The 26264-nt window shown below is 37.1% G+C and carries 25 protein-coding genes and 3 pseudogenes; 8 read left to right on the top strand and 20 right to left on the bottom strand.

Features of this window, described 5'->3' with window-relative positions; all coding sequences use genetic code 11:
* Positions 1-18: 18 nt before the first annotated feature.
* On the bottom strand, positions 19-2046 hold the full coding sequence (locus ACFFIX_RS04295; RefSeq protein WP_378931171.1) for a peptidoglycan D,D-transpeptidase FtsI family protein: 2028 nt from the start codon (positions 2044-2046) through the stop codon (positions 19-21).
* Between the two features lie 466 nt (positions 2047-2512).
* Between ACFFIX_RS04295 and ACFFIX_RS04290 the strand changes: the two genes are divergently transcribed.
* Positions 2513-3295, top strand: a complete 783-nt coding sequence (locus ACFFIX_RS04290) for a CAP domain-containing protein (protein WP_378930869.1) — start codon at positions 2513-2515, stop codon at positions 3293-3295.
* A gap of 5 nt (positions 3296-3300) precedes the next feature.
* Here the strand turns inward: ACFFIX_RS04290 and ACFFIX_RS04285 are convergent, their stop codons facing one another.
* The 6 genes from ACFFIX_RS04285 to ACFFIX_RS04260 form a co-directional block, all read right to left on the bottom strand.
* Complete coding sequence (locus tag ACFFIX_RS04285) at positions 3301-3810, bottom strand: GNAT family N-acetyltransferase (RefSeq protein WP_378930867.1); 510 nt, start codon at positions 3808-3810, stop codon at positions 3301-3303.
* Positions 3801-4664, bottom strand: a complete 864-nt coding sequence (locus tag ACFFIX_RS04280; protein ID WP_378930865.1) for an NAD(P)-dependent oxidoreductase — start codon at positions 4662-4664, stop codon at positions 3801-3803. The genes ACFFIX_RS04285 and ACFFIX_RS04280 overlap by 10 nt, the downstream gene beginning before the upstream one ends.
* A gap of 19 nt (positions 4665-4683) precedes the next feature.
* Positions 4684-4995, bottom strand: a complete 312-nt coding sequence (locus ACFFIX_RS04275) for a hypothetical protein (RefSeq protein ID WP_378930863.1) — start codon at positions 4993-4995, stop codon at positions 4684-4686.
* Positions 4992-5198 carry a hypothetical protein gene (locus tag ACFFIX_RS04270; RefSeq protein WP_378930861.1) on the bottom strand — a complete coding sequence of 69 codons (207 nt, stop codon included), beginning with the start codon at positions 5196-5198 and terminating at the stop codon, positions 4992-4994. The genes ACFFIX_RS04275 and ACFFIX_RS04270 overlap by 4 nt, the downstream gene beginning before the upstream one ends.
* Before the next feature lie 187 nt (positions 5199-5385).
* Positions 5386-6171 carry an SDR family oxidoreductase gene (locus ACFFIX_RS04265; RefSeq protein WP_378930859.1) on the bottom strand — a complete coding sequence of 262 codons (786 nt, stop codon included), beginning with the start codon at positions 6169-6171 and terminating at the stop codon, positions 5386-5388.
* 166 nt (positions 6172-6337) lie between these two features.
* The gene (locus ACFFIX_RS04260; protein WP_378930857.1) at positions 6338-8317 is read right to left on the bottom strand and encodes a methyl-accepting chemotaxis protein; all 1980 of its coding nucleotides are present in this window, start codon (positions 8315-8317) and stop codon (positions 6338-6340) included.
* A 172-nt stretch (positions 8318-8489) separates the two neighbouring features.
* On the opposite strand from ACFFIX_RS04260, the gene ACFFIX_RS04255 reads away from it, so the two are divergent.
* The gene (locus tag ACFFIX_RS04255; RefSeq protein ID WP_378930855.1) at positions 8490-8672 is read left to right on the top strand and encodes a small, acid-soluble spore protein, H family; all 183 of its coding nucleotides are present in this window, start codon (positions 8490-8492) and stop codon (positions 8670-8672) included.
* A 220-nt stretch (positions 8673-8892) separates the two neighbouring features.
* Here ACFFIX_RS04255 and splB read toward each other — a convergent pair whose 3' ends face one another.
* The 7 genes from splB to glcT form a co-directional block, all read right to left on the bottom strand.
* The gene (splB, locus tag ACFFIX_RS04250; protein WP_378930853.1) at positions 8893-9921 is read right to left on the bottom strand and encodes a spore photoproduct lyase; all 1029 of its coding nucleotides are present in this window, start codon (positions 9919-9921) and stop codon (positions 8893-8895) included.
* A 140-nt stretch (positions 9922-10061) separates the two neighbouring features.
* Positions 10062-10295, bottom strand: coding sequence for a transcriptional regulator SplA domain-containing protein (locus ACFFIX_RS04245; protein ID WP_378930850.1), 234 nt, complete (start codon positions 10293-10295; stop codon positions 10062-10064).
* 75 nt (positions 10296-10370) lie between these two features.
* Positions 10371-11444, bottom strand: coding sequence for a GGDEF domain-containing protein (locus ACFFIX_RS04240; protein ID WP_378930848.1), 1074 nt, complete (start codon positions 11442-11444; stop codon positions 10371-10373).
* A gap of 159 nt (positions 11445-11603) precedes the next feature.
* Positions 11604-13322: a phosphoenolpyruvate--protein phosphotransferase gene (gene ptsP / locus ACFFIX_RS04235; RefSeq protein WP_378930846.1), complete on the bottom strand. Its 1719-nt coding sequence runs from the start codon at positions 13320-13322 to the stop codon at positions 11604-11606.
* Positions 13322-13588, bottom strand: coding sequence for a phosphocarrier protein HPr (locus ACFFIX_RS04230; RefSeq protein WP_378930844.1), 267 nt, complete (start codon positions 13586-13588; stop codon positions 13322-13324). Before ACFFIX_RS04230 ends, ptsP begins: the two co-directional genes overlap by 1 nt.
* Before the next feature lie 109 nt (positions 13589-13697).
* Complete coding sequence (gene ptsG, locus ACFFIX_RS04225; RefSeq protein WP_378930842.1) at positions 13698-15803, bottom strand: glucose-specific PTS transporter subunit IIBC; 2106 nt, start codon at positions 15801-15803, stop codon at positions 13698-13700.
* Between the two features lie 297 nt (positions 15804-16100).
* Positions 16101-16940, bottom strand: a complete 840-nt coding sequence (glcT, locus tag ACFFIX_RS04220; RefSeq protein WP_378931169.1) for a glucose PTS transporter transcription antiterminator GlcT — start codon at positions 16938-16940, stop codon at positions 16101-16103.
* A gap of 337 nt (positions 16941-17277) precedes the next feature.
* On the opposite strand from glcT, the gene ACFFIX_RS04215 reads away from it, so the two are divergent.
* From ACFFIX_RS04215 to ACFFIX_RS04205, 3 genes are all read left to right on the top strand, one after another.
* Complete coding sequence (locus ACFFIX_RS04215; RefSeq protein WP_378930840.1) at positions 17278-17721, top strand: hypothetical protein; 444 nt, start codon at positions 17278-17280, stop codon at positions 17719-17721.
* A gap of 158 nt (positions 17722-17879) precedes the next feature.
* Positions 17880-18677, top strand: a complete 798-nt coding sequence (locus ACFFIX_RS04210; protein WP_378930838.1) for a Cof-type HAD-IIB family hydrolase — start codon at positions 17880-17882, stop codon at positions 18675-18677.
* A gap of 94 nt (positions 18678-18771) precedes the next feature.
* Positions 18772-18909 (top strand): hypothetical protein, encoded by a 138-nt coding sequence (locus ACFFIX_RS04205; RefSeq protein WP_378930836.1) that lies wholly within the window; start codon positions 18772-18774, stop codon positions 18907-18909.
* Between the two features lie 782 nt (positions 18910-19691).
* Here the strand turns inward: ACFFIX_RS04205 and ACFFIX_RS04200 are convergent.
* Positions 19692-19958, bottom strand: a complete 267-nt coding sequence (locus ACFFIX_RS04200; RefSeq protein WP_378930834.1) for a hypothetical protein — start codon at positions 19956-19958, stop codon at positions 19692-19694.
* Between the two features lie 196 nt (positions 19959-20154).
* On the opposite strand from ACFFIX_RS04200, the pseudogene ACFFIX_RS04195 reads away from it, so the two are divergent.
* Positions 20155-20476 (top strand): annotated as a pseudogene (locus ACFFIX_RS04195) (efflux RND transporter permease subunit); the annotation flags it as partial.
* 132 nt (positions 20477-20608) lie between these two features.
* On the opposite strand, the gene ACFFIX_RS04190 reads toward ACFFIX_RS04195, so the two are convergent.
* Positions 20609-21472 (bottom strand): cation diffusion facilitator family transporter, encoded by an 864-nt coding sequence (locus ACFFIX_RS04190; RefSeq protein WP_378930832.1) that lies wholly within the window; start codon positions 21470-21472, stop codon positions 20609-20611.
* Positions 21473-21674: 202 nt separating this feature from the next.
* Here ACFFIX_RS04190 and ACFFIX_RS04185 point away from each other — a divergent pair, with 202 nt between their 5' ends.
* Positions 21675-22145 (top strand): hypothetical protein, encoded by a 471-nt coding sequence (locus ACFFIX_RS04185; RefSeq protein WP_378930829.1) that lies wholly within the window; start codon positions 21675-21677, stop codon positions 22143-22145.
* A gap of 118 nt (positions 22146-22263) precedes the next feature.
* On the opposite strand, the gene pfkA is transcribed toward ACFFIX_RS04185, so the two are convergent.
* Positions 22264-23223 (bottom strand): 6-phosphofructokinase, encoded by a 960-nt coding sequence (gene pfkA, locus ACFFIX_RS04180; protein WP_378931167.1) that lies wholly within the window; start codon positions 23221-23223, stop codon positions 22264-22266.
* 365 nt (positions 23224-23588) lie between these two features.
* Here pfkA and ACFFIX_RS04175 point away from each other — a divergent pair, with 365 nt between their 5' ends.
* The gene (locus tag ACFFIX_RS04175) at positions 23589-24644 is read left to right on the top strand and encodes an EAL domain-containing protein (protein WP_378930827.1); all 1056 of its coding nucleotides are present in this window, start codon (positions 23589-23591) and stop codon (positions 24642-24644) included.
* A gap of 88 nt (positions 24645-24732) precedes the next feature.
* Here the strand turns inward: ACFFIX_RS04175 and ACFFIX_RS04170 are convergent, their stop codons facing one another.
* From ACFFIX_RS04170 to ACFFIX_RS04160, 3 genes and pseudogenes are all read right to left on the bottom strand, one after another.
* Positions 24733-25557: an ABC transporter ATP-binding protein gene (locus ACFFIX_RS04170; protein WP_378930825.1), complete on the bottom strand. Its 825-nt coding sequence runs from the start codon at positions 25555-25557 to the stop codon at positions 24733-24735.
* Between the two features lie 11 nt (positions 25558-25568).
* A pseudogene (locus ACFFIX_RS04165) lies at positions 25569-25958 on the bottom strand (FecCD family ABC transporter permease); the annotation flags it as partial.
* A 33-nt stretch (positions 25959-25991) separates the two neighbouring features.
* Positions 25992-26213, bottom strand: a pseudogene (locus ACFFIX_RS04160) (iron chelate uptake ABC transporter family permease subunit); the annotation flags it as partial.
* Positions 26214-26264: the final 51 nt, after the last annotated feature.

Here is a 26264-nt window from a genome sequence, read left to right as displayed (position 1 = left end):
AAAAAAAGCAGGAGAGCGTTATTGCTCTTCTGCTTCGGATTTTTCTTCTGTAGATTCTTGGTCTGTAGTGGTTGCTTTTAAATCAGTGCCATTTTTGTATTGATTTTGAAGATCTACATATGCATCGACGATTTTACTTGCGATGTTTTTTGCGTAAGGTTCTTGGTCGTTAATTGCCCAAGGTACAGCTACACTAAAAGCTATCTCTGGGTTTGTTGAAGGGTAATAGCCAACAAATGTTAGGTTATTGACTTCTCTCCCCCATTGATTTTTATTAGGTCCATAGTAGAGTGCTTGAGCTGTTCCCGTCTTTCCAGAAACATCATGGTTAAATATATTCTTTGCCGTTCCACTTGAAGTAACTAGTTTAAATCCATGTTGTACTCTCTCGATATCCTCAGGAGTGTTATTCACACGATTTAATACTTTAGATGTGTGTTCTTTAACTACTGGGCCTAAGCTACTTTCCTCAACAGGTGCATGAACACTTGTTACAACACGTGGCTCAACCCGATAGCCACCATTTGCAATAGTTGATACATATTGTGCTAGTTGTAAGGTTGTGTAGGTATCAAACTGTCCAATCGCAATATCAAGGATTTTACCACCTTGATCAGGATCATTAATGAGACCTGCTGATTCTTGAGGTAAATCAATACCAGTTTTAACACCTAATCCAAACTGGCTGTAATAATTTCTCAAGCGCCGAAAATCATCGTCACTAATATTTATTGGACCGTTTTCCACATAGTTAAAGTCCGCAATTCTCATTGCAACGAAGAACATATACACGTTTGAACTTTTTTGAAGAGCTGTATAATCGCTTACATAGCCTAAATTTTTATAGGAACCCTTTTCTGGAGTGTCTTTAAAGTTTAGCTTCCTATCATAGTATCCTTGTCCATGTGGCATCCCATTCTGATACCCTGCTAAAACAGTAGCACCCTTTACCGATGAGCCCATTTCATACTGTGTTGCAAAAGCTCCATAAGAAAAATCAAGCATTTCACCTGAGGGATCATCATAATTGATTTGCTTCCCCGCCATTGCGAGCACGTCGCCCTCATTCGGATCCATCATAACGGCAAAAGCGCGATCAGATAAAGTACTTCTGCTACGTGCAGACCGAAGCTCACCTTCAACAATTTCGTCAACTCTTTTTTGAAGCTCAACATCAAAAGAAAGCTTTAAATCATGTCCACGTTCTCCCTCATCAATGACCTTTTCAGAGATAATATTACCACTATTATCCGAGATATATTCAACTCTGGCTTTACGAGGGTTTAAATAATCTTCATATTGATACTCTAAATAACTCTTCCCAACACGATCATTTCTTGCATATCCTCTTGAAGTATAGTACTCACTACGCTCCTGAAGAATTCCTTGTTCTGGTGTTGTTACACTTCCAAATAGTGGTCGTAATGTTGCCTCATATGGGTAGACTCTGTCCCAGTCAGTGATAACATCAATACCAGGTAAAGATTCGAGATTTTCAGCTACGATTGATACTTCTTTATCGGTTAATTCTGTTGATTTTACAATCTGTGGCTCATATGAATAACCAGATGAGAATCGTGTATAAATCGCTGCGACTTCTAGTTCATATTCGTCGTTCCTAATTTTTGTTAGTTCCTTTTTAGGTACTCTTTTTATCTGGAGTTTATAGGTATCAGCTGGCTTTAAATCCTCTATTTCTTTCTCACTAAGCAGTTCCTTTGCTTCCTCCGGATTTGCCGCCAACCAATAGTCTTGTAGATCACGATCTTTTTCGAGTAGAAAATCGGTCGGAACCTTAATAAGATTCGCTAGCTTTTGGGCCGTATCTATTTTTTCTGATGCCTTTGTTGTTTTATCAACTGTATAAGTAATAGCAGGAACATCCTTGTTGTCAACTAACACCCTGCCATAACGGTCGACCATTTTCCCTCGTGGTGCAGGAAATGACGCATAATCGGATTCGGTTTTAGAAACTTCCTTTGAAAATTCTTCCCCTTGAACAATTTGGACAACACCTAAACGAACAATCAACGTTACAAACAGCATAAATACAAAGAAAAAGAACACATTAATCCGAATATGCCGGGTTTTTTTAGCTTGCGCTGCTCTTCTCTGCTTGAACCTTGCTCTGTCACCGCGTTTTCCCCTTTCACTTAACGTACATTCGACTTTTCAATTACATTTTCTGATAATATTGTAACACTTATGTAACAGATGTTATATACTTCTATGCTTAAAAACACTGTCAAGATAAAATCCAGTGAAATATTTAGAATTTAAGGATAATAGTGGAAAAATAAACAGGGAACTATTTCCCTAGAAAAGTATTTTTATAGTGAGAAAAAACCTATTCTCATAATACTTTTAAAAGAAAAAGCGAAAATGATATATTAACAGATTTGTCAATGGTAAACGATGGAGGGATTATGACAAAAAACGTGTGATACGATGAAATTGCGAAGGACGGCTATGCGATGTTAGCCAAATAATTCCTTATAGGGGGCAACTATTTATGAAAAAATCAATTCTATTATCAGTAGCAGCAGCCGCTACAATCTTTACTTTTAATGGACAATCTGCTGATGCCACGCAACTAACAAAAGAGGATCTGCAAAATAAAATTGAACAAGCTACAGGGAAAAGCTTTACTTTCTCTAATGAAGACATGAACAATATCTTAAAACAGGTTGATTCAAACCAACTTCAACAATTATTTGGTCAACATTTTGACCAAGCGAACTCACAGTTTAATGCATATAAATATGAAGAACCTAAGCAAGCAACACCAAAGCAAGAGGAAGCTACGCATGCACCAGAACAACCAAAAGCTGAAGCACCTGCTCCGGCACCAAAACCAGCCCAGCAGCCATCAACACCGCCGGCTGAAAAGCCAAGTACTGACCAAGTACAATCAAGTGTGAGTGCATTTGAGCAGAAAGTCGTTGAATTAACAAATGTTGAACGTCAGAAGCAAGGTCTTAAACCGCTTCAACTAGATACAGAATTAAGTAAAGTAGCACGTGAAAAATCGAGTGATATGCAACGTAATAATTATTTCTCACATACGAGCCCAACGTACGGTTCACCTTTTGACATGATGAAAAAGTACGGCATCGATTATCGAGCAGCTGGTGAAAATATTGCCATGGGGCAACGTTCGCCTGAGGAAGTTGTCAAAGCTTGGATGAACAGTGAAGGTCACCGCAAAAACATTATGAGCAGCGACTTCACACACATCGGTGTAGGACATGTAGCACAAGGAAACTATTGGACTCAAATGTTTATTGGTAAATAATTTGTTTATACCTGTTCCCACCGCCTAAACGCTGTGGGAACAGGCATTTTAATGCTTTGTTTTAACACAATCATGTCTCGACACTGTATGCCGTTTTCAACTATTTCATCTTGATAATGCTCAATGAAATAGTCTTTTAAAATATGATCCATTCGAAAACCACATTTCTGGTATAATCCGAGCTGTGAAAGACTCGAGTTTCCTGTACCTACAAAAACCTCAGCTATCTGCTTATTCTTACAAACATCCAAACAAAAGAAGATCAACTTTTTGGCAATTCCTTTACCTCTAAATTCTTCAGAAACTGCTAGATTGACCAGTTCCGTTTCGTTTTCATTAATTGGAACTAAAACAGCCACTCCTACTGTTCTTTCTTCGATAACCGCAACATAGCAATCCCCTTTTTGAAGATTGGAATCGACTTTTTCACGTGAAGGATCTGCTTCTAAGAGTAAAGAGTAAGGAACGGCTCCATTCCAGTCAAGTGGCTTAATCTCAAGCCCTTTTAGTTCCATAGCTTATATAGTGCTTGAGTGCCACTATTTTCTTCACCTTCGGCAGCTAGTTGATCATATAATTTCTTTGTTAGTTCTAAGCCCGGTGTTGTGAGTCCCATGTTTTCTGCTTCTTCTAATGCAATGCTCATATCTTTAATGAAATGCTTGACAAAGAATCCTGGATCAAAATTTTCTGCTAACATTCTTGGCGCAAGATTATTTAATGACCAGCTTCCCGCTGCACCAGAACTAATACTTTTTATTACATTTTCGGGATCCAATCCAGATTTAGCTGCATAAGCTACTGCTTCACAAACGCCAACCATTCCCGATGCAATCGCAATTTGATTGCACATTTTTGTATGCTGTCCTGCTCCTGCTTTTCCTTGTAGAACAATGTTTTGACCCATCACTTCAAAAATAGGTAGACAGGCATTAAACGATTCCTCATCGCCACCAACCATAATTGCTAATCGTGCCTCTTTCGCACCAACGTCTCCACCTGAAACCGGAGCATCGAGTGCAAAAATTCCTTTTTCCTTAGCAACTTTATAAATCTTTTCAGCTAAAGATGGCTTTGAAGTTGTCATATCAATTACATATGTACCAGCCTTTGCATGACCCAAGACCCCACTCTCACTCAGATACACTTCTTCAACATCCTTTGGATACCCAACCATTGTGATAATGATATTCGATGCAACTGCAAGATCCTTAATAGAACTGTAGCAACTGGCACCGAGGCCCACTAGTTCATCAGCTTTCGACTTTGTTCTTGTATATACATTCACCGTATACCCAGCTTTTAGTAAGTTTGATGCCATGCTTTTGCCCATAACACCAATCCCAATAAACCCAATCACTTTCTCCATATTCACATCTCCCATCCCCCTAAAACTTTTGTTTAAGTTTACCATATTCTTTTGTGATGAAATGAAAAAAGAGGATAAAAAAGGACTGAATATACAGGTAAATAGGAAAAGAATAAATCCTATCATAGCCTTTACTAAAATCAAAAATATCTACAGCCTGGGCAGCCAACTCATATAAATAAGCAAACAATGACCACAGAACAATATAAACTAACGTTAGAATCCCGCTCAATTTCCAATGCACATAAAAATAGAGAAAAAAGTAACCTGAAAAGCCGTACATACAATAATAAACGATATCCATCACTTCATTTTCAGGCTTATCATTCACATCATAATGACAGTTTTTGCAGTAGGCGTTTCAAAGACCTCTACCCATTCTAAATTCGCCATCATATAAGAACAAAAGAGATTATTTGCGATTGAAACTATGAAAAAGACAAACAGCGATTCAAGAATGTTCATGCCTTTAGGAATCAACACCATTAACCCTATAAAAAGCCAAGTAAAAACTACAGCGAGAATGATTGCCATTATGTAATGCCACCTTCATAGATTCTATCTTCTATTGTTTATCTATTTTATTAGATTTATGCGAAAAAGAACGATAGTTGTAGGTAGCATTAGAGGAATATGTGCACAATGATCGTCAATCTTAGTTTATTTTTCTCAAAAAAAAGAACCGGGAGTCTGCCCTCGGTTCTGTAAAAAAATGATTTAATTAAATCGACTTCACAAGTCCACCATCTACTAAAAACGTTTGTCCACTCATATAGCTATTCGCATTTGAAAGAAGAAACGTGACATAATTTGCAAATTCCTCTGGTTCTCCGTATCGACCTAGTGGAATTGATAATTTTACCTTTTCTTCCATTTCTTCTTTTGAAATACCTTGTTTATCTGCATTGACTGTATCAAGAAATGCCACTCGATCTGTTGCGATTCGTCCGGGAGCGACAGTGTTAATTAAAATACGATAAGGTGCAAACTCTGTAGCGAGAGTTTTCGTTAAGCCAACAATTCCTGTTCGAAATGTATTTGAGAGAATGAGTCCAGGTATCGGCTCTTTCACAGATGAGGAGGCGATATTGACTATTTTTCCACCTTTCCCCCTCATTAGTGGTAACACTTCACGAATGACTCGGATATAGCTTAATAAATTCAATTCAAATGCTTTTTGCCAATCTTCATCTGTCATTTGTTCAAAGCTACCCGCAGGAGGTCCCCCGGCATTATTAACCAGCAGATCAATTGTCCCAAACCGCTCAACCGTTGCATTTACTAGATCGATAATATCTTGCTTGTTTGTGATATCACAACGCTTACATTCAACGATGCCACCACCTAGCTGCATTAGTTCATCTTTCACTCTAAATAGTTTTTCTGGGTCACGACTCGTAAGCATCACGTTCGTACCTTCTTCTACAAGCTTTCGTGCAATTGCTTTGCCCAAGCCTTGACTTGATGCAATAACAAGAGCCGATTTTCCGTTTAAGCCTAATTGCATTGAGTTACATCCTCTCCCAAGTACATGATTTTGCTATTATTGTAGCATGTCAGATTCGGTTAATGTAACTAATAAGCTTAAAACAAGTTAAAGAACGTTTCAATGTTATTTTTTTTGTAAAAAAAACCACCGCACAAATGCACAGTGGGATAATACGTGTTTTTATTTAAATCTTAAATTTACTAACAAGTACTTGAAGCTCTTTACTCGCATCGTTTAATTCTTCAGCTGAATGTGCAACTGTTTCAAGTGCTCTGAGCTGTTCATCTGTAGATGCATTGACTTCCTCTGCTGCTGCAGCAGATTGCTCTGATATGGCAGAGATACTTTGGATTGATTCCATAACACTGTCTTTTTGTTGATTCATTACCTCCATATCTCTTGTCACAGTTGAAATCGACTTTGCTAAGTCTCCCATCATGCCAGCGATAATCTGGAATGCTTCACCTGTATTTTGGACCGCAACGTTTTGCTCGTCGTTCATTTCCTTCGTACGGCCCATAGCTTCAACCGCTTTTTCAGACTCTTTTTGAATACCGTGGATTGTTTCACTGATTTGACCAGTTGCTCTAGCAGACTGCTCAGCTAGTTTTCTGACTTCATCGGCAACCACAGCGAATCCTTTTCCACTTTCACCAGCACGCGCTGCTTCGATGCTTGCATTTAGAGCAAGTAAATTGGTTTGATCTGAAATTGCTGAAATGGCCGTAACAACCTCTTCTATTTTTTTAATTTTTACTGCAAGACCTGTTAATACTTGTTCTACAGATCCTAGTTCACTATTTGCTTCAGTCGATTTTAGTTGTAAGATATTTAATTTATCAAGTCCTTGATAGCTTGCATCTTCAGACCCGGTTGACAGTGATTGAATATGTGTGATCGAATCATTGACTTTGCTAATTTTTTCAGATAGTTGCCTAGTTCGATCATTCATACTTTCAACATCATTTGTTTGCTCAGTCGCTCCTCTAGCAATGTCTTCAATTGCATTGGCTACTTGCTCACTAGCTGCCATCGTTTCTTCTGAAACTGCACTTAAACTTTCTGCTGAATCGGATAATTTCACAACAGAGTGATTAACTTGCTGAATCATTTTATTCATTTCTTCAACCATCGAATTAAAGTTTTCTGCTAATAGACCAACTTCATCCTTCGATTTAACTATTGCTTGAACTGATAAATCTCCGCTGGCGACTGCTTTTGCCTTTTCACCAATGTGGATAATTGGTCGAGCAATCGATCTTGAAACAAAAATACCAACAATTATTGCGATAATTAAAGCAATACCTGAAACAACGATACTAATAAGTGTCACTGTATTCGCTGTAGCCATTAGGTCTGAATTTTTGTAAACAGCTCCAATTTTCCAATCTAACCCATCAATTGTTTCAAAATGAAGCATTCGATCTTCACCTTCATAGCTATATTCAATTAACCCATTTCTCTCTTTTAGGACAGGTTTCATGAAAGATAGTTTTGATAAGTCATTTCCATGCTCTGTTGGATGTGAAAGGGCAATTCCCTTTTGATCCATTAAAAATGAATATCCACCATAGCCTACTGTAACATCATTGACTATTTCATTAATCGCTTCAAGAGAGAGATCAAAAGCAACAACACCGACTACTTGTCCATTTTCAGTCACTGCTTTAGCTCCAGTAACCGTGTAACTTCCACTTGTTGCATCTTCGTATGGCTCCGTCCAAACAACCTCGTCTGGAGTTTGCTTCGCAAGCTCGTACCAAGGTCGAGAAGTTGGGTCAAAATCAGCAGGTAATTCAACCTCTGGTTCAATGAATAGCTGTTTATTTTCACTTCCAACATAAATCAAGCTTACTCGATCATTTGTTTCTAGAAATGTTTTAAACTCTTGGACAACGTTTGAACTGTTTTGCTCGCTTTGATCATTCAACAACCCGACAACTTGATTGTTTGCACCAAATCTGAGTAAGCTTTTCTCATAATCCTTTAAGCTGAGTTCAATGTTACCTTCTAGTTGTGTAACAATGCTTGCTCCGCTTATCTCAGCATCACCCTTCATTGCACTCTGAAGATAGAGCGATGAAAAAAGTTGAACTGAAATCATTGATAAAATAATAATTAATGCTAGGAAAAATGTGATTTTAAATTGCAGTTTTTTAAACATAATTAATTCCCCCACGAATTCTCTTTGTATACAGGTATTATCGTCAAGAAACGACAAATCTTTAGGCCATAAAAGCTTAAAAGTGCAAAAAATTCAAAAGAAGTAGAATTAGGGGTATATCTACTCGCTTTCTTTCACATACTAAAGCGATTATTTTTAGGGAGGAAACAACATGGACGTAAACCGAGTAAAGCAAATATTATCTTCTTCTGCAGACATTAATGTGTTGTACAATGGGGCTTCTGTTTGGATAGATGAACTACACGAAAGTGGAAAATTGGTTACCGTCCATTTAAGAGGTCCACTTGAAGAAAGAACGCAAGTGGCAGTTGAAGACTTAGTGGAAGTGGACTAACATTAAAAACGCAAGCGCCTTGTTAGAGGAAGAAAGGCTAAGTTCGCAACGTCCTGTCTCTTCGACCGCACTAGCACTTCCTGTGCGTCGGAGCTGGACTTGCGAAACGAAGACTTAGTATCAAATTTTATTCTTTCTGATATTACTAAAAAAGCACTATAACTTAGATAATAGGTATAGTGCTTTTTTTAAAAAATAACAGAGCTGTAAAAGATCAGCTCTATGTAAAATATTCAACTTTTGCATTAGGGAAATAGTGATCAATATAGTCTTCCAATGTATCTCGCAGTTCTTGTTCTTGATCTTTTGGATAAATGTATTTACCTATGCCATAACGGCCCCATTTATAGCGTCTTTCTTCTTCGTTTAATTCTAGTTTTGATTTGGGATAATTCTTTTCGATTACTCGTTTTGCTGGTTTTGTAAATCGATGTTGAATCATTTCAAAGGTAATATCCCTTCTCACTTCTTCGGGCAGGTAATGGTCGAGTTTTTCAAATAATTCCTTGTAACCTTCCTGCCATCCGTCATGAATGTAAATGGGTGCGACAATGAAGCCTAACGGGTACCCTGCTTTTGCAACTTTTACAGCAGCTTCAATTCGTTGATCAAGAGCTGATGTTCCTGGTTCAAAATTGCGGATTACAAAATCAGCATTGATACTAAAGCGAAATCGTGTTTTCCCATTGTGTTTAGCATCCAACAGATGATCAACGTGATGAAACTTTGTAACAAACCGAAGTCTGCCCATTTCTTTATCACCGAAAAATTCGATCGCTCTTTTTAAGGAGTGTGTCAGGTGATCAATTCCGACAATATCTGAAGTACAGGAAGCTTCAAATCTTGTTATTTGTGGGGCTCTTTCCTCCATATATTCCCCGGCTTGCCCAAGTATCTCTTCCACATTTACATAGGTACGAATGTAAGGTTTGCTTCCCATCGTGGTTTGTAAGTAACAATAATGACAATGACCCATACATCCTGTTGCTAGGGGTATTGCGTACTCAGCAGATGGTTTCGATGTATCAAATTTCAATGTTTTCCTTACACCGACAACAAGTGTTGACTTTGCGGTACGATATTGCTGGAGATGATTTTTACCGGGAATATTACGAACCTGATTGTGAGAAGTTGTTTCTCTTATTTCAAGCCCCATTTTTTCAAATTTATTTTTCAACTCAACTCCAAGAGGATATTCTAATGCTCTTGGTTCAATGTAAACGAGCTGAGGTACGAAAGGTTTTATCATAACAATCACATCCTCATTAGCACTTTGCTTTCTTAGAGTCTGCATTTGCACTAATGGTTATCCTACTTATTAATGTGTTAAAAAATAAAAAAAGCAACGACCATGTCTCAGTCGTTGCTGTTTTTATTTTTATTATGATTCTAATGATATTGTCCATAATCAAATAATTCATTATACAATCTTTCCGCCTCGTCGAAGGACGAAAATACAGCGTCATCATCAGATAAAGGGTGATAGGAGTCATGCAAAAAAAGGGCAAATTCATTTTCATTTATTGGATGCTGAACAATCTCAGCAGAAAGGATATTTGCTACAATGGCAGCGTGAGGATTTCGATAGATAACATACACAGTTTCACCAAGTTTAAAATCCACTTTTAGCACGACCTTTCTCTTGTTGATCCATTTTTATCGTGCCCAGTGTATTGTTTTTTACTATCAAGTCTTTTCTTAAATAGATACTTTATTACGACCACTTGTTTTTGATTTATATAGATTTTCATCTGCTTTTTCAAATAATGTATGAACGTCTGTCACCGTTTCAGGATAAGAAGCTACACCTATTGACACGGTTATGGATAGTTCTTTTTGCTCGATGAAAAAGATTTCTGTTTCAATGAACCTTCTAATACTTTCTGCAACAGAGCTTGCTTCACCGATTGTAGTATTTGGCAAAATTACCGTAAATTCTTCTCCTCCATACCGAGAAACTTTATCTTCTTTTCGGATGGAAGAAACGAGCAATTTACTTAGGTTATGAAGAACTTGATCTCCAAATAAGTGTCCGTAAGTGTCATTCACTTTTTTAAAATGATCAATATCGATAACAAGTAGAGATAACGGCTGGTCTGATTGTTCTAGTGCATTTGCCTTTTCCTCTGCAATGAGCTCAGCAAATTTGCGATGATTGTATAAGCCTGTTAAATGATCCTTCATTGATTGTGTTTTAAAATAGCGATATTGTCCGTTAAGCTGACTAACATACACTAAACAATAATAGATCAGACTTGCGGCAATTATATAAGCAATTAAATAATACGCTAAAAAAACCCAAGTAATTTGGAGAATACAAAAGTTAAGAATTGCAAAGACAAGGCTAATTACATTTAATAGAAACCATTTTCTGAAAAAAGACTGATTTTGTATCATCTTTGAAAGAATTCCTATTAATAGTCCTAACAGTAATAAAAAGACAAATGATTTAATCGATGTATCTGAAACTCCGAACATAAATAACCGGCCAAAAGCAATGCAAAGTGAAGAAAGTACTGAAGATAGAAATCCTGTATAAATTGCTGCAATGACAATGGGTAAGTAACGTAAATCGATAAACATTACATCTGTAATCGGAACTTGGTAGGTCATCAATATTAATCCCAAAATTCCAAGAAGTAGACCGAGGGCAATTTTTGTTTTCAGATCGGTTCGTGGTGACAGACTTTTTTCTCTAACAAACTGATTTCCTAAAAAAATGAAAGCAATAACGATTGCTATATTTGCAAACATTCCTTGAAACACATTCATAGTGAGGCATCCCTTCATAAATCCTTATTATGAAATATACAGGAATATAGTCCTATTATCTAGTGTTTTTTGTCGTAATTTGTCCTTTTATTACTGTTTTACACGTCATATGAAATAAAACGACGTCCAATCTAGCAACGTCGTTCTAATATATCCTATTTAGTTAATCGAAAAAGTCTCTTTCACAAACGATACAACTTCTTCCGTTGTGCTCATTGAGAGAATTGTTTCTTTAAAGCTTTGTGCTTCTTCTTTAGATAACCCTTTTATTTGAGTTCGAGCAGGTAAGATCGATGTTGCGCTCATGGAGAACTCATCCAGTCCTAGTCCGAGTAGGATTGGGATCGCGATAGAGTCTCCAGCCATTTCACCACACATACCAGCCCATTTACCTTCTTTATGAGCCGCTTCAATTACTAGTGTAATTAAACGTAAGATTGCAGGGTTGTATGGTTGATATAAGTATGACACACGTTCATTCATTCGATCCGCTGCCATTGTGTACTGAATTAAGTCGTTCGTTCCAATGCTAAAGAAATCAACTTCTTTTGCAAACTGATCAGCTAAAACAGCTGTTGATGGAATTTCAACCATAATTCCGATTTCAATTTTATCTGATACTTGTACACCAGCTGAAGTTAATTTTTCTTTTTCTTCGAGAAGAACGGCTTTAGCTTCTCTGAATTCTTGAAGCGTTGCAATCATTGGGAACATGATTTTTAAGTTACCGTAGGGACTTGCTTTTAATAAAGCACGTAGCTGTGTACGGAAAATCTCTTGCTCCTCAAGGCATAATCGGATCGCTCTAAAACCTAAGAATGGGTTCATTTCTTTTGGTAGGTTTAAGTAAGGTAATTCTTTGTCGCCACCAATATCTAAGGTACGAACAACGACAGGTTTTCCTTCCATGCGCTCGAGAACAGCTTTATATGACTGGAATTGTTCTTCTTCTGTTGGAAGCTGATCTCGTCCCATGTATAAAAACTCTGTTCGATAAAGTCCTACACCTTCTCCACCGTTTTCAAGCACACCCTTAACATCTTCTGGTGTTCCGATATTTGCGGCTAACTCAACATGATGACCATCTTTTGAGACAGTTGGCTCATTTACAAGCTTGGCCCATTCGGTTTTTTGAACTTCATAATTTTCCTGCTTCGCTTTGTACCTAGCAATTACCTCTTCAGAAGGATCAATGATAACATCTCCATCAATACCATCAACAATAACAGTTACTCCATTTTCAATCGAAGATGTAGCTTGTTTTGTTCCTACTACTGCAGGAATTTCCATAGAACGAGCCATGATTGCTGAGTGAGATGTACGGCCTCCGATATTGGTTGTAAAACCTTTTACATACTGACGGTTCAATTGAGCTGTATCTGAAGGAGTTAAATCTTCTGCAATGATAATAACTTCTTCTGAGATTAAACTCGGGTTAGGAATTTGCACGCCAAGTAAGTGAGCAATTACTCGTTTAGTTACATCACGGATGTCTGCCGCTCGTTCTCTCATATATTCATTGTCCATTGCTTCAAACATAGACACGAACATATCGGCTGTTTCCTTTAAAGCAAATTCAGCATTTGTCGCTTCTTGCTCAATTTTATCTTTAATGGGTTTTATTAGTTCTGGGTCACTTAACACGAGCAAGTGAGCCGCAAAAATATCTGCTTTATCTGCACCTAATTCTCGATTAGCGTGTTCCTTAATTTTTTCTAATTCTGCCTTCGATGTTTGCAGTGCGTCGTCAAGTCGAAGCTTTTCAGCTTCCTTATCTGCAACTTCTCTTTTTTCTATTTTAAGTTCTGGTTCTTCTAGTCGATATGATTTAGCAATCGCGATCCCCGCGGATGCTCCAATTCCCTTAAGGTTTTGCATTATTCGCCTAGCTCCTCATTTTTCAGTGTTTCTTCGATTGCTGTGATCGCTTCGTTTTCATCAGAACCAGATGCGCTAATTTTAATTTGAGATCCTTTAGCAATTCCAAGACTCATTACGCCCATAATTGACTTTAAGTTTACCGTTTTTCCGTTATATTCTAAGTTAACATCTGCATCAAATTTACTTGCAGCTTGTACCAATACTGTCGCTGGACGTGCATGAATACCTGAATCTGCTGTTACTTTAAACGTTTTCTCTGCCATAATTAATCAAACTCCTCTTTTTTAAATGAATTTAAACACAATACGTAATGATAACAGTCCCGCTAATCATAAGACAAGCGGAACGTATCTTCTTTAGGAAATGTATATTTTAACCAATAGAAATGATGTTCACATCTTTTGCACTAACGTTACCAAGCTTTTCAATTTTCACTTCTTGGCCTTCTTTTAAATTAGTGAAAACGATTGGTGTAATGATAGACGGAGCGTTTGCTTTCACAAAGTCAAGATTCACTTCGAGAAGCTTTTGACCCTGCTCAACAACATCGCCTTCTTTAACAAACGCTTCAAAGCCTTCACCTTTTAAGTTTACGGTATCAATACCAAAATGGATAAGAATTTCTCTTCCATTGTCAGATTCAAGGCCGATTGCATGCTTAGTTGGGAAAACATTGAGTATTTTTCCATTAACAGGAGAAACGACTGTCCCATTGCTTGGTAAAATTGCGAATCCATCACCCATCATTTTTCCTGAAAACACTTGGTCTGGAACATCTGTTATGCTTTTCAACTCACCTGTGATCGGTGAAATGAACGATTCTTCACTTACATCATTTTTTAAACCATCTGATACGACGTCTTCTACTTGTTCTTTAATTTCTTGATCGGTAGAGTGAGGCTTCGTAGCTATTGGACGTTTACCTGCCATTACATCTTGAATTTGTGTTTTCAAGTTGTCTGATTTAGGTCCAAAGATCGCTTGAATGTTATTTCCTATTTCAAGTACCCCAGAAGCACCTAATTTTTTTAGACGATCTTTATTTACTTCTTTATTGTCATTTACTGTTACGCGGAGTCGAGTTATACAAGCATCTAGATGCTTTATATTTTCTTTACCACCTAAAGCTTCTAAGATGTTAAATGGAAGATCCCCAACAACCTGTGGATTGCCATTCGTATCATCATCTGTTTCCACATCAGCATCCTCACGGCCTGGTGTTTTCAAATTGAATTTACGAATCGCAAAACGGAATCCGAAATAATAAATCACTGCAAATACTAAGCCAACTGGAATTACTAGCCACCAGTTAGTTTGTTGATTTAAAACCCCAAACAGTAAGAAGTCAATCAAGCCACCTGAGAAGGTCATCCCAATTTTTACATCTAATAAATGCATGGTCATGAAAGATAGACCAGCAAAAAAGGCATGGATACCAAATAATACAGGTGCTACAAAAAGGAATGAGAACTCAAGCGGTTCTGTAATACCTGTTAGAAAAGAAGTTAAAGCAGCTGAACCCATTAAACCAGCAACAAGCTTTTTGTTTTCCGGGCGTGCTTCATGGTAAATCGCTAATGCTGCAGCCGGTAATCCGAACATCATGAACGGGTATTTTCCTGTCATGAACGTTCCAGCAGTTAAGTTTTCTACACCATCTCTAATTTGTGCAAAGAAAATCGTTTGGTCACCGCGGACAGTATTTCCAGCCGCATCTACATAGCTTCCAAATTCAAACCAAAATGGTGAATAGAAGATATGATGTAGTCCAAACGGAATTAGAGAACGTTCAATAACTCCGAAAATAAATGCTGCCATCGTTCTGTTAGCATCTAATAAGTTTGTTGAGAATGCATTCAACCCAACTTGAATTGGCGGCCAGATAAAATACATTACAATTCCTAAAATTAATGCAGACGCTGCTGTTGCGATTGGAACAAAGCGTTTTCCTGCAAAGAAGCCTAAGTATTGTGGTAATTCAATTCTAAAGAACTTGTTGTACATTGTTGCAGCCAGGATACCTACGATTATCCCGCCAAAAACTCCAGTTTGAAGAGTAGGTATTCCTAGAACATTTCCGTAAGCGGCTCCATTAGCTTGTAAAAAGTCAGCAAGTTCATGTGCCTCAGTAGGTAGTGTTCCTACACCTTTTAATATTCCACTTATTGTGACGTTCATAATTAAATATCCAATAAGTGCCGCAATTCCTGCAACCCCATCACCATTCGCTAACCCAATGGCAACTCCAACCGCAAATAATACAGGTAAGTTTGAGAATACAATGTTACCAGCCTGCTCCATTACACTTGCAATTAAAGCAACCCATTCATTTGTTAAAAATGGTGCGATATCAGTTAAAGTAGGGTTTTGCAAAGCGTTGCCTATTGCTAATAATAGACCTGCTGCTGGTAAAAGTGCTACCGGTAACATAAGCGCTCGTCCAACTTTTTGGAGAACTCCAAATAAACTCTTGAACATGTATAAAACCTCCTTAAGAATAGTGTGTGTATACAACTAGCAAAAAAATCATTGCCTATGATTTCAACCCATAAGACCCAATTAAATGATCTTCTAACAAAATTCACATTTCATAGCCTGTAAAACGTTTACAATTTGACTATTTATTTAGGATGTATCAATCAGTTAATGAACAACAAAAAAGGCATGGTGAAACAAGACTTTAAAAACTTCTACTAGGTATACTACCCTTAAGAAAGCTTTTAAAACAACTTGTTCACTCATGCCTGATCGAATCAGTAACACGTGAAAGTTACGTTATTTGTTAGTTAATCGATATAAATGCATCGTCAAGTAAACGGCTTCTGCATCATAAACAGGTTTCTTCAATGCCTGTTGCATCACTTTTATCATTTTCCAAGCAGTATTATAGCATAGAGGATATTCATTTTTCAACAGTAATGCTAACTTCTCTGGCTCATTAACAGATTCACCTACGCGAACCCGGTCTATCGTGTATCTTAAGTGACGAATCAATCGTAGATAATTAATGCTTTCTCGATCGATCGTTACCTTCAATGAGTCCTCGACTATATTCATTAACTTATTAATTAGCTGAGAATGCTGATTAACCTCTGAAATAGGTTTATTTGTCAACGAACTATGAATATGTAAGGCAATAAATCCAATTTCACCCTCTGGAAGCGCCACATTTAATCGTTTGTTTAAGAGGTCAACAACTTCTGTTGCTACTTCATATTCACTAGGATAAAGAGATTTTGTTTCAATTAAAAAAGGGTTTTTAATATCCATTCCTTGTTGTAAACGCTTTAATGCAAATGTAATATGATCGGTTAATGCAATATGAATATGCTCGTTTAAAGGGAGCTCGACACGTTCGGATATATAATGAATCACGTCCTGAACAACTTCCACTTTATCTTCATCAATATGTCTAAGTAGCGTTTTATATTGCTCTTGCTCCTTTTCATTTGTAAGCACAAACATTTTTTCATAAGAATTTTTTTGAATAGGCATTCCTGATTGTTTACCAAACCCTATCCCTTTTCCTATTAAAACAAGTTCTCCAAATGACTGATGTTGAACAATTAACACATTGTTATTTAGTACTTTTTTTATAATAAAGGACTCCTTCACGAAATCCACAACTCCTTTGTAATCGCATCCTCTCATATCGTACATAACGAAATGCCTCTACGTCAATGACAAATGTCGAATACTGTCTAAAAAAATCAAGGTAAGTCCTAAAGACTAGAAAAGAATTGCCACCAAACGGAGACAACTCTTTCATCCTGCTGACAACCGAAAAGAAGAGTTGAAAATAGTAAAAGTGCTACTCGTTTTATCACTAATGCCGCCCCCTATTTACCGATTAGAATGCCTTCGGGGCTGCACTTTATTCTAATGCAATTGGTTATTAGTTCTATTTTTAACATTGAATCTTTGGGGAAAGTTATAGATGAGGTGATTATTAATGACAATTTCTACGACAAAATTATTTTTTATATTTTCGCTTTCCCTATCATTATTAGTTTCTATTTCCGTACAGGCAACTGAACCAATTAAGGTCATGGATATAGAGTCTGGTGAAATCATAAAGGAAAAGGCAATGACAGAAACACTTGAAAAAGAAGTGTTATCCATTATTAAATCAATCACTACCATCACGATTGAAGCAAATCCAGTACCTAAAAAAGGCTATCTTGTAAAGGTACCTTTAACAAAATCTTTCAAAGTAAAAAATAAATGGTTTGATGAAATCGTAAATGAAGTGATTATTGTGTACAGTCCTGCAACCAACGTCCCACAGAAAATCATCCTGTTCACAGATGAAAATAAACCGATGTTTTTTGATGTTAAGAATGATCTTACACAATTATTAAAAGAACTTGAGGTTACTGATCCTGCAGATGAATAGAAACCTTAGAGTTGTAGGCTGACCTTCAACGTTGGCTCGGCTCTTCATTTGCAACCGTTTTCATCTTAATTGACTAAATGATAGCCTCTTCAAATCATTTGATTGTCTATTGAAATTGACTTACCATGGACATGGGATCACCTGAGGAGGAACTGTTCATGATAAAACTTTTTGTTAGTGACTTAGACGGTACATTATTAAATCTAAAAAAAGAGGTATCACCAACTGATATACAATCTTTAAAAAAGCTCAAGGAAAGTGACGTTGATATTTGTTTAGCTACAGGGAGAATGGACATTGAGATTGCAGAAGTTCTAAAAATGATTGGCGAAACGTATCATCGAATTAGCCAAAATGGTGCATTTGTTCGGACGAAAGATCATCAGTCTCTTCATTCCTTTACATTTGAATATCAGCTTGCAAAAGAAATCTTTGAAAAAGTTCGAAATATGCCTTTTATTACACTAATTGCAGATTACGAAAAAAATTATACAGAAAAGCGTGACGAACTCATCGTACAGTTAGAATCGCGAATGTTCGCACCGATCGAAGAAAATATCGAGCTGTTAACTGCATTAGGTCAGTCCATTATCCCTTCAAAGATCTCAATTTTAGGAGAATATGAAGATCTATCAGCATTTCAAAAGCAGTTAGTCGAATGCCGTTCTGATGAAGTTGAAACATATATATCTGACGAACATTGTTTGGACGTTCTACCGAAAAATATAAGCAAAGGTAATGCCCTGATGGTGTTGATGGAACACTTAGGAATTAAGACAGATGAAATTGCTTGTATCGGAGACTCATTTAACGATATTCCGATGTTTCAATTAACACCGCATAGTTTTGCGATGGATATTGCTTTACCTCAAGTAAAAAAAGAAGCAGCCTATGTTGTAAGCTCTGTCTCTGAAGCAATAGAAAAAGTACTTGAACTAAACAAGAGTATTGTATAAATTATGACAAAAATCGAGTGATTTCATGTATAGAACAGAATGGAATGGTTAAACTAACTTTCGTAGTGAAAAAAAGAAACAGGTGGTGAAAAAAATGCCAAACAAAAACAACGACAGTAGAGCACAACAAATGCAAAATCAGCAAAATCAACAAAACCAACAACAAGATGCTGAATTTGCACAAGAAATGAATGCTCCAAAAGCAAAGAAAAATCAAGATAATCAAAAATAGTTTTACATAGTAACAAAAGCTCAGGGTTGCCTGAGCTTTTTTCAATCAACTTTTTAGTTTCACACTCTAAATATTCTTGTTATGGTATAATAATAGTGGTTAACGACCGTGGATGTTGCCGCATCCACAGCCAACAGCCGTTCCATTCAAAGTGAAATCGATTGTTAAATAAGAATTCGACTTAGTCCTTGTATAGTGAAGGACTATTTTTTTTGATTAAAAGTCAAAATCGCGATTACTAACGACGCAAACGTAAACATAATAATAAAACTTTCAAAAACTGACAGCAATGCTCCACCCCCTTTCGCTACGGGAGTATCCGATCATCACTTTTTAGAACTTACGACTGCATGTCTAGTATATCATAAAAAGCTCACAAAACGGAACGTGTGTTTGCGTTTTGGTTATATAATCCTATATAAGAACAAAAGCGCAAGCGCCTTGAACAGCCTTAGGCATAGCATAAGGCGATTCTAAATAGAAGGCGTTCTTTGCCTTCAGTTTAGAATTGACTTATGACCTCGAGGGGCTAGTCGCTTGAGCTGGATGCAGAAACGTTATCCATAGTACAAGAATTTTATAATTTCCTAAAAAATAAGAAAAGCGCAAGGCGCCCGCTTATCGGCGACAAGCATAAGACGAGCCGGCTGGAAGGTTGTTCTTTAACCTTTTGGACGGATTGGCTTATGACATCGAGCCGATGGCGCCTGGAGCTGGACTTGCGAAACGCTTACTGTGTCTTAGAATTATATAAATTCTGGTGATATAAAAAAAGAACACAATTAAGTGTTCGGCAAAACTTGCTGTTTATTTATTTTAGATACCGTATTATGAGATATCTTCACCTTTGATAGTGTTCCTTTTAGTGTTTCTTCCTTATTACAAGCTGGGTCTAAGTGAATAACCGAAAAATCATAAACTGACCTGGCAAGTAGTTCTATCGTCTTTTTCATATCTTGTTGACTTTCAATGTAATCATCTCTTAATACTTTCCGAACAATATCCTCAGAAATATCCTTAATTCTCTGGACTTGGTCTCTCTCCGCCACAAAACATTCCCCCTTTGTATAACGTATGAAGTATAAAAGAATTTAGCATGATTATATGCTCTTACTGTTATATTCTCTTTTTTTGTACGCTTCACCTTGTTTTTATTACGAAGATCTTTAGCCATATTTCGATACAATATCTGTATGAAGATACACGACTATAAATGAATTAATGCTCATACTTTGTTTATTATCTGGGGAGCCAATGAGTGTTAGTGTAATGATTGGATTGCTTATGTTAATTGGAATTGTCACGACTAATGCAATTGTGCTTGTTGACCCGAATTGGCCAGAACCGTGAGCAAAAAGGAATGGCCATACGGGAGTCACTAATTGAGGCTGGTAAAACAAGATTACGTCCAATTTTGATGACGGCATTAGCGACAATTGCAGCATTAATTCCTTTAGCATTGACCACATCATCTGGAACACTTATCTCAAAAGGTTTAGCAATCACAGTTATTGGAGGATTAACATCTTCTACATTATTAACGTTAATCATTATCCCAGTTGTTTAAAAACTCTTTTTCTTCAAGCAAGTAAAAAATGAACGGATTAAGAGTTCTTAATATAAAAAAAGATAGTTAGCCAAAAGAGGCAAACTCAGCGAATATAATCGTTGAATTTGCCTCTTTTTCTATTTTATATTTCTATACTGGCTCAATATGAACATGCACATGTGAGATATTGTGCTCACTTTTCATTCTTTCCTCCACTTGATCGGTAATGTCATGACTATCAGTGACACTTAACCCTGAGTCAACTTCAATCACGACGTCAACTAAAACAGAGCTTCCTAGATACCTCGCTTTTATATCCTTTAGTGTTTCTACACCAGGGGTTGTTTCTATGGTTTCTTGAAACTCTTTTAGTATCTTCATATCAAAGCCATCTGTTAAGGAATGGGTTGCATCTTTGAAAATATCCCATGCTGTTTTACAAATGATTAGACCAATTGTAATGGCTGTGACTGTATCAACCCATGCAAATCCAAATTGTGACGCCAGAATTCCGATAAATGCCCCTAAACTTATAAAGGCGTCTGAACGATTATCTTGGGATGCGGCAAACAATGCTTTGCTATTGGTTTTTTTTGCTAACCGTCGATTGTAAAGATGGACACCTAGCATGACAATTGCAGAGGCCAGCGCAACCCATGCAGTAATGATGTTTGGTGACTCTTCCTTCGTTTCTAGGATTGATTTGAAGCCTTCGAATAAGACCTGTACTCCAACTGTCATGATAATAAAAGAAGCGACGAGTGCTGAAATTGTCTCTGCACGTAAATGTCCATATGGATGATCATGATCTGGTGGTTTTTGAGATATTTTTAAGCCTAGTAACACCGCTACAGAAGCAACGACGTCTGTACTGTTGTTAAGCCCATCGGCTAGAAGAGCTTGAGAGGAATACATGTATCCAACTGTTAGCTTTAAGCTTGAGAGTATTAGATAAGCACCAATACTTAGCCATGCTCCACGTTCACCTTGCTTAAGATCACTGTAAATATCCACTGTACGCTCCCCTATCCCCTATGAATTCTACTCTAATGGTATGTAAATGTTTTTATATTCTATCTGTATAGGATGGTCAAAAGGTTTTTGTTTCTATACAATTTTCCTTTTTAAAAAAATTCTTTGTATGAATTCGATGATGATGACAGAAAATAACAAAAGCCACTTAAAGACATAAGTAGAGAAATGGAATTGGTCAATTGTGAAAACAACAAAACTTGAAGCAGTATTATGGAGCATTGCTTTACCTGGTTTTGGTCAACTACTTAATGGCCAGATCGTAAAGGGTATCGTTTTTATCATACTGGAATTTCTAATTAATGTATTCAGTCAGTTTAACACTTCTATTATGTATAGCTTTAATGGTGACATCCTTAATGCAATGAAAGTCCTCGATTATGAATGGCTAATGTTTTATCCATGTGTATATATGTACGCAATGTATGATGCCTATAAATTTGGTCAAGGAAAAACTCATGATTACGCATTTCTGCCTTTCGTGTTTGGAGCTTATTTTGTCACAGTTGGGTTGATGCTCTCCTCGAAAATTAAACTATTCAATGTGTTACTCGGTCCTGTTTTTTTTCCTATGTTATCGTTACTACCAGGACTAGCTGTAGGTTTTATGCTCCGAATCGTAATTATTTATTTTCAAACGAAAAAAGCATCATAGAAGAATTCCTACCTCGAAAAATATGTTTATAGTTCCTCAAATACAACCGTATTGCTCAATTCGAGATAGAAATTCGCGTTAAAGGGGTAACTCAGCCATTGAGTTACCCCTTTAGTCTTTATATTGACAATTGCTGTGACAACGTATAAAGTCCCTCAACAACTTGGTCTTTGTGTTTTAAAATTTCAATAATGTCGTGATCAATAATTTTCTGATTTTGCATACCTACTGCTCGACCACCTTTGCCATCAAATAAAAGTTCAACGGCTCTGGCTCCAAGTCTTGAAGCTAAAACACGATCCAGACCTGTTGGAGTTCCTCCTCTTTGAATGTGACCTAACACCGAGATGCGCGTTTCTAAGCTAAATTGATCTTTTAACTTACTTGCTAATTCATCCGCACTCCCGACACCTTCTGCAAGCACGATAATTGAATGCTTTTTTCCTCTTTCAATTCCCTTTTTTAAGCGAACCATCACATCACTTAAGTCATGCTTTCGTTCAGGAATCAAAATGGTTTCCGCACCACCAGCAAGACCAGACCATAGGGCAATATCTCCTGCATGACGGCCCATCACTTCTATAATAAACGTTCGATCATGAGATGTAGCTGTGTCTCGAATTTTATCAATAGCGCTCACTACTGTATTTAATGCTGTATCAAAGCCGATTGTAAAATCGGTACCAGGGATGTCATTGTCAATCGTGCCAGGAAGACCGATACAAGGAAATCCTTTTTCCGTTAACTTGCCTGCACCGCGATACGAGCCGTCTCCCCCAATGACAACAAGCCCTTCTATTCCATTGTTACGTAGATGGGTGAGCGCCTTGTTTTGTCCTTCGTCTGTTTTAAACTCTTCAGATCTTGCTGTGTAGAGGATTGTGCCACCTCGATGAATAATATCACCTACAGAACCAAGCTCTAATTTTTTCATATTTCCTTCCATTAACCCGGCATATCCTTGATAAACACCGTATACATCCATCTCATGAAAAATTCCTTTTCTCACAACCGCGCGAACTGCAGCATTCATTCCAGGTGAATCTCCACCACTTGTTAAAACAGCTATTTTTTTAATAGAAAACCCTCCTAAAATGTTCGCATTATGAGCACATTACTTGTCTATCCGTATGTAAGTGAGATTAAATTTTAAAGCAATTCACTTTCTATTTTCTCATCATATGGTAAATTTAATGCATAACCGAATGAACAACAAAGCAAACGTATAAAAAAAATTTCATTGTACACCATATTTCCCTACTTTTGGTCAAAAGAAATCGAATTCCAACAAAGCTTCAAAAAAACACACTTATACAAAGCGTGAAAATTGTAAATGTTGCGTAAATTTACAAGAGCTGTTAACATTTATATTATTATATGATTTAAAACTGCATCTCACTACCATGGTCATACAGCGCCAATAAAAAAGAAATGAGGGATATGATGAATCACTCATACAAGTCTTGTTTTCAACCGTTAAAAATAGAAAATAAAGGCTACTTATCTATTTTTATTACCAGCTGTGATGCAGGAAACAGAATGATAGAGGTTCTAAACAACTTACATTTTTCTGCAATTTCTACGAATCATTATCGGACTTATTATGAAAATAAAGCTCAGTTGAAAGAACTTCTATCCTATTTACATAGTGAACTCCTAGAATTCCACTGCTTCGAAGGGTGTCTTCATAAATGTGACATCCCCTCACTCCATGAGCTATGCTCTCTTAACACGATTTATGAACACACCTTCCATGAAGAAATTATCGATATGATTATTAACGCACCGCTCATCAGTTTTCTACAACCTATTATTGATCTAAAAAACAAAGAAGTGTATGGTTATGTATCTTTATTACACATTGAAAATCAAACTATTTTACCGAGTCAATTATTTGAAGTGGCAAAAAAAACAGATCTACATTACATACTTGATAAACGGGCTCGTACGGAAGCAATAAATGCAAGAATTAACAGAATTCCAGCAGGCATTAAAACCTTTATCAACTTCTCCCCTGCTACCATTACAAACTCTGAATTTGGCTTAAAACATACCTTGAAGTTACTAAAAAATAATAATATAGCCCCAAATGATGTAGTGATTGAAGTAGTGGATACTGAAAAAGTTACAGAACTCCTGCAACTGAGCTCTTTGTTGCAGTCTTATCGTGAATGTGGAATGATCGTAGCATTGGACGATGTTGGGCCAAAGTATGCCACAATGGATGTTCTTAGCAAACTTCAACCTAACATCATCAAAATCAACAGTAACTACATTCAGAACTGTCACATAAATCCAGAAAACCAACGTTTTTTAGAGCAATGTATTTTACTAGCAAAAGCCTTAAACATTAAAGTGATAGCTAAAGGAATAGAAGAAAAAGAGGAATATGATTATCTTCAATCAATCGGTATCCATTTAGCACAAGGTTATTTTATTGAGCAGCCAAGCAAGAGTCCTACATACTTAGAAAAACCCACTTCTATTTCACTTTATTGAAACCTGTTTTTTGGTTTTTTATGAGCCAAATTTTAACAAAAAAAAGGTAAACAGGATCACTCCCGTTTACCTTTTTTCATTGATTCTTCTAAACTAACACCAATTTAGCTTCTTTGAGTTGCTTTGTATTCTCTAAGTCATATGTCAGACAAACCGGCTTACCTGTACGAGGATCGGTGACAATTTCTGCATCAATTCGAAATACTTCATGCAAGACGTCCCTTGTCATGACTTCGTAAGGGGTTCCTTCCTTAACAATCGCTCCATCACGAACCGCAACCATGTAATCGGCAAAACGGGCAGCATGATTCAAGTCATGAATCACCATCGCAACCGTTCGTCCCTGCTCCTTATTTAGCGATTGCAGCAGCTGAAGAATTTCAAGCTGATGAGCTAAGTCCAGGTATGTTGTAGGTTCATCAAGTAATAATAAATCCGTTTCTTGTGCTAACGCCATCGCAATCCAGACTCGTTGTCTTTGTCCACCTGATAATGCATCAATTGGACGATGTTCGAATTCACTCAATCCTGTTACCTTTAGAGCCCATCTGACAATTTTCTTATCTTCTTCTGTTAATCTTCCAAATCCTCTTTGATGAGGAAATCTGCCGTAGCTTACTAGTTCAGAGACTGTTAATCCACTAGGTGCTTCAGGTGTTTGAGGCAAAACAGCCATTTTTTTTGCGATTTCTTTTGTCGTTTGAGAGTGAATAATCTTACCATCTAAATGGACAACCCCTGCTTTAGGCTGTAATATTCGTGCCAATGTTTTTAGAATCGTTGATTTCCCACATCCATTAGGGCCGATGATTGTCGTAACCTTCCCCTTTGGAATTTCTAAATTTAGACCTTTAACAATTTCTCGATCATTGTAGCCAATCGCTAAATTTTCTGTAGATAAAAAATTATTCATTTAATCACCTCTTAATTTGATTTGATTAATAGATAAATAAAGTATGGTGAACCTAAAGCTGAAACGACGATACCAACTGGGATTTCAGATGGAGATAGCAAGTTCCGCCCAATAGTGTCTGAGACTAATAGAAGCAACGCACCCATAAGTGCAGTAGTTGGAATCAGAATTTGATGCTTTGGTCCAACAATTCGTCTCGCCAAATGTGGAGCAACTAAGCCTAGAAACGCAATTCCTCCTGCAACCGAGACACATGCACCAGCAAGTGCAACCGCGAGGAAAAGAAGAATTCTCCGTTCCTTTTCGACAGCTGTTCCAAGCCCTGTTGCGACATTGTCACCCAGATTTAGAACATTCAAGAATCTCGCTTTGTAGATCGCAAGCGGCAATAGAATAATCATGATCCCTAAATAAGTAACTCCAGGAAAAAAAGCACACGCAATTGCAATCATAAACGAAGAACCAGACGTCACCCCAAGGATAGAAGGTTCTGCAAGTGGATTACGTGTCATCCCTTGCACCGAAGCTCCTAATGAAAAAAATAGACTGACAAGACTTAGTACGAAAACAAGTGAAGCAACTAAAGGACGAGATGCCTTTTTCTTATTTTCTATTTCTATATCAGGTCGCCCATTTTCAGCGACATTGATAATCATTATCATAAGTTGAATTATACGCATTCTTACTATAGAGTTCAATATAAATTT

The sequence above is a fragment of the Metabacillus herbersteinensis genome (assembly GCF_042433335.1).
Lineage (GTDB): Bacteria > Bacillota > Bacilli > Bacillales > Bacillaceae > Metabacillus > Metabacillus herbersteinensis.
This window is presented reverse-complemented; position numbering and strand designations above follow the sequence as displayed.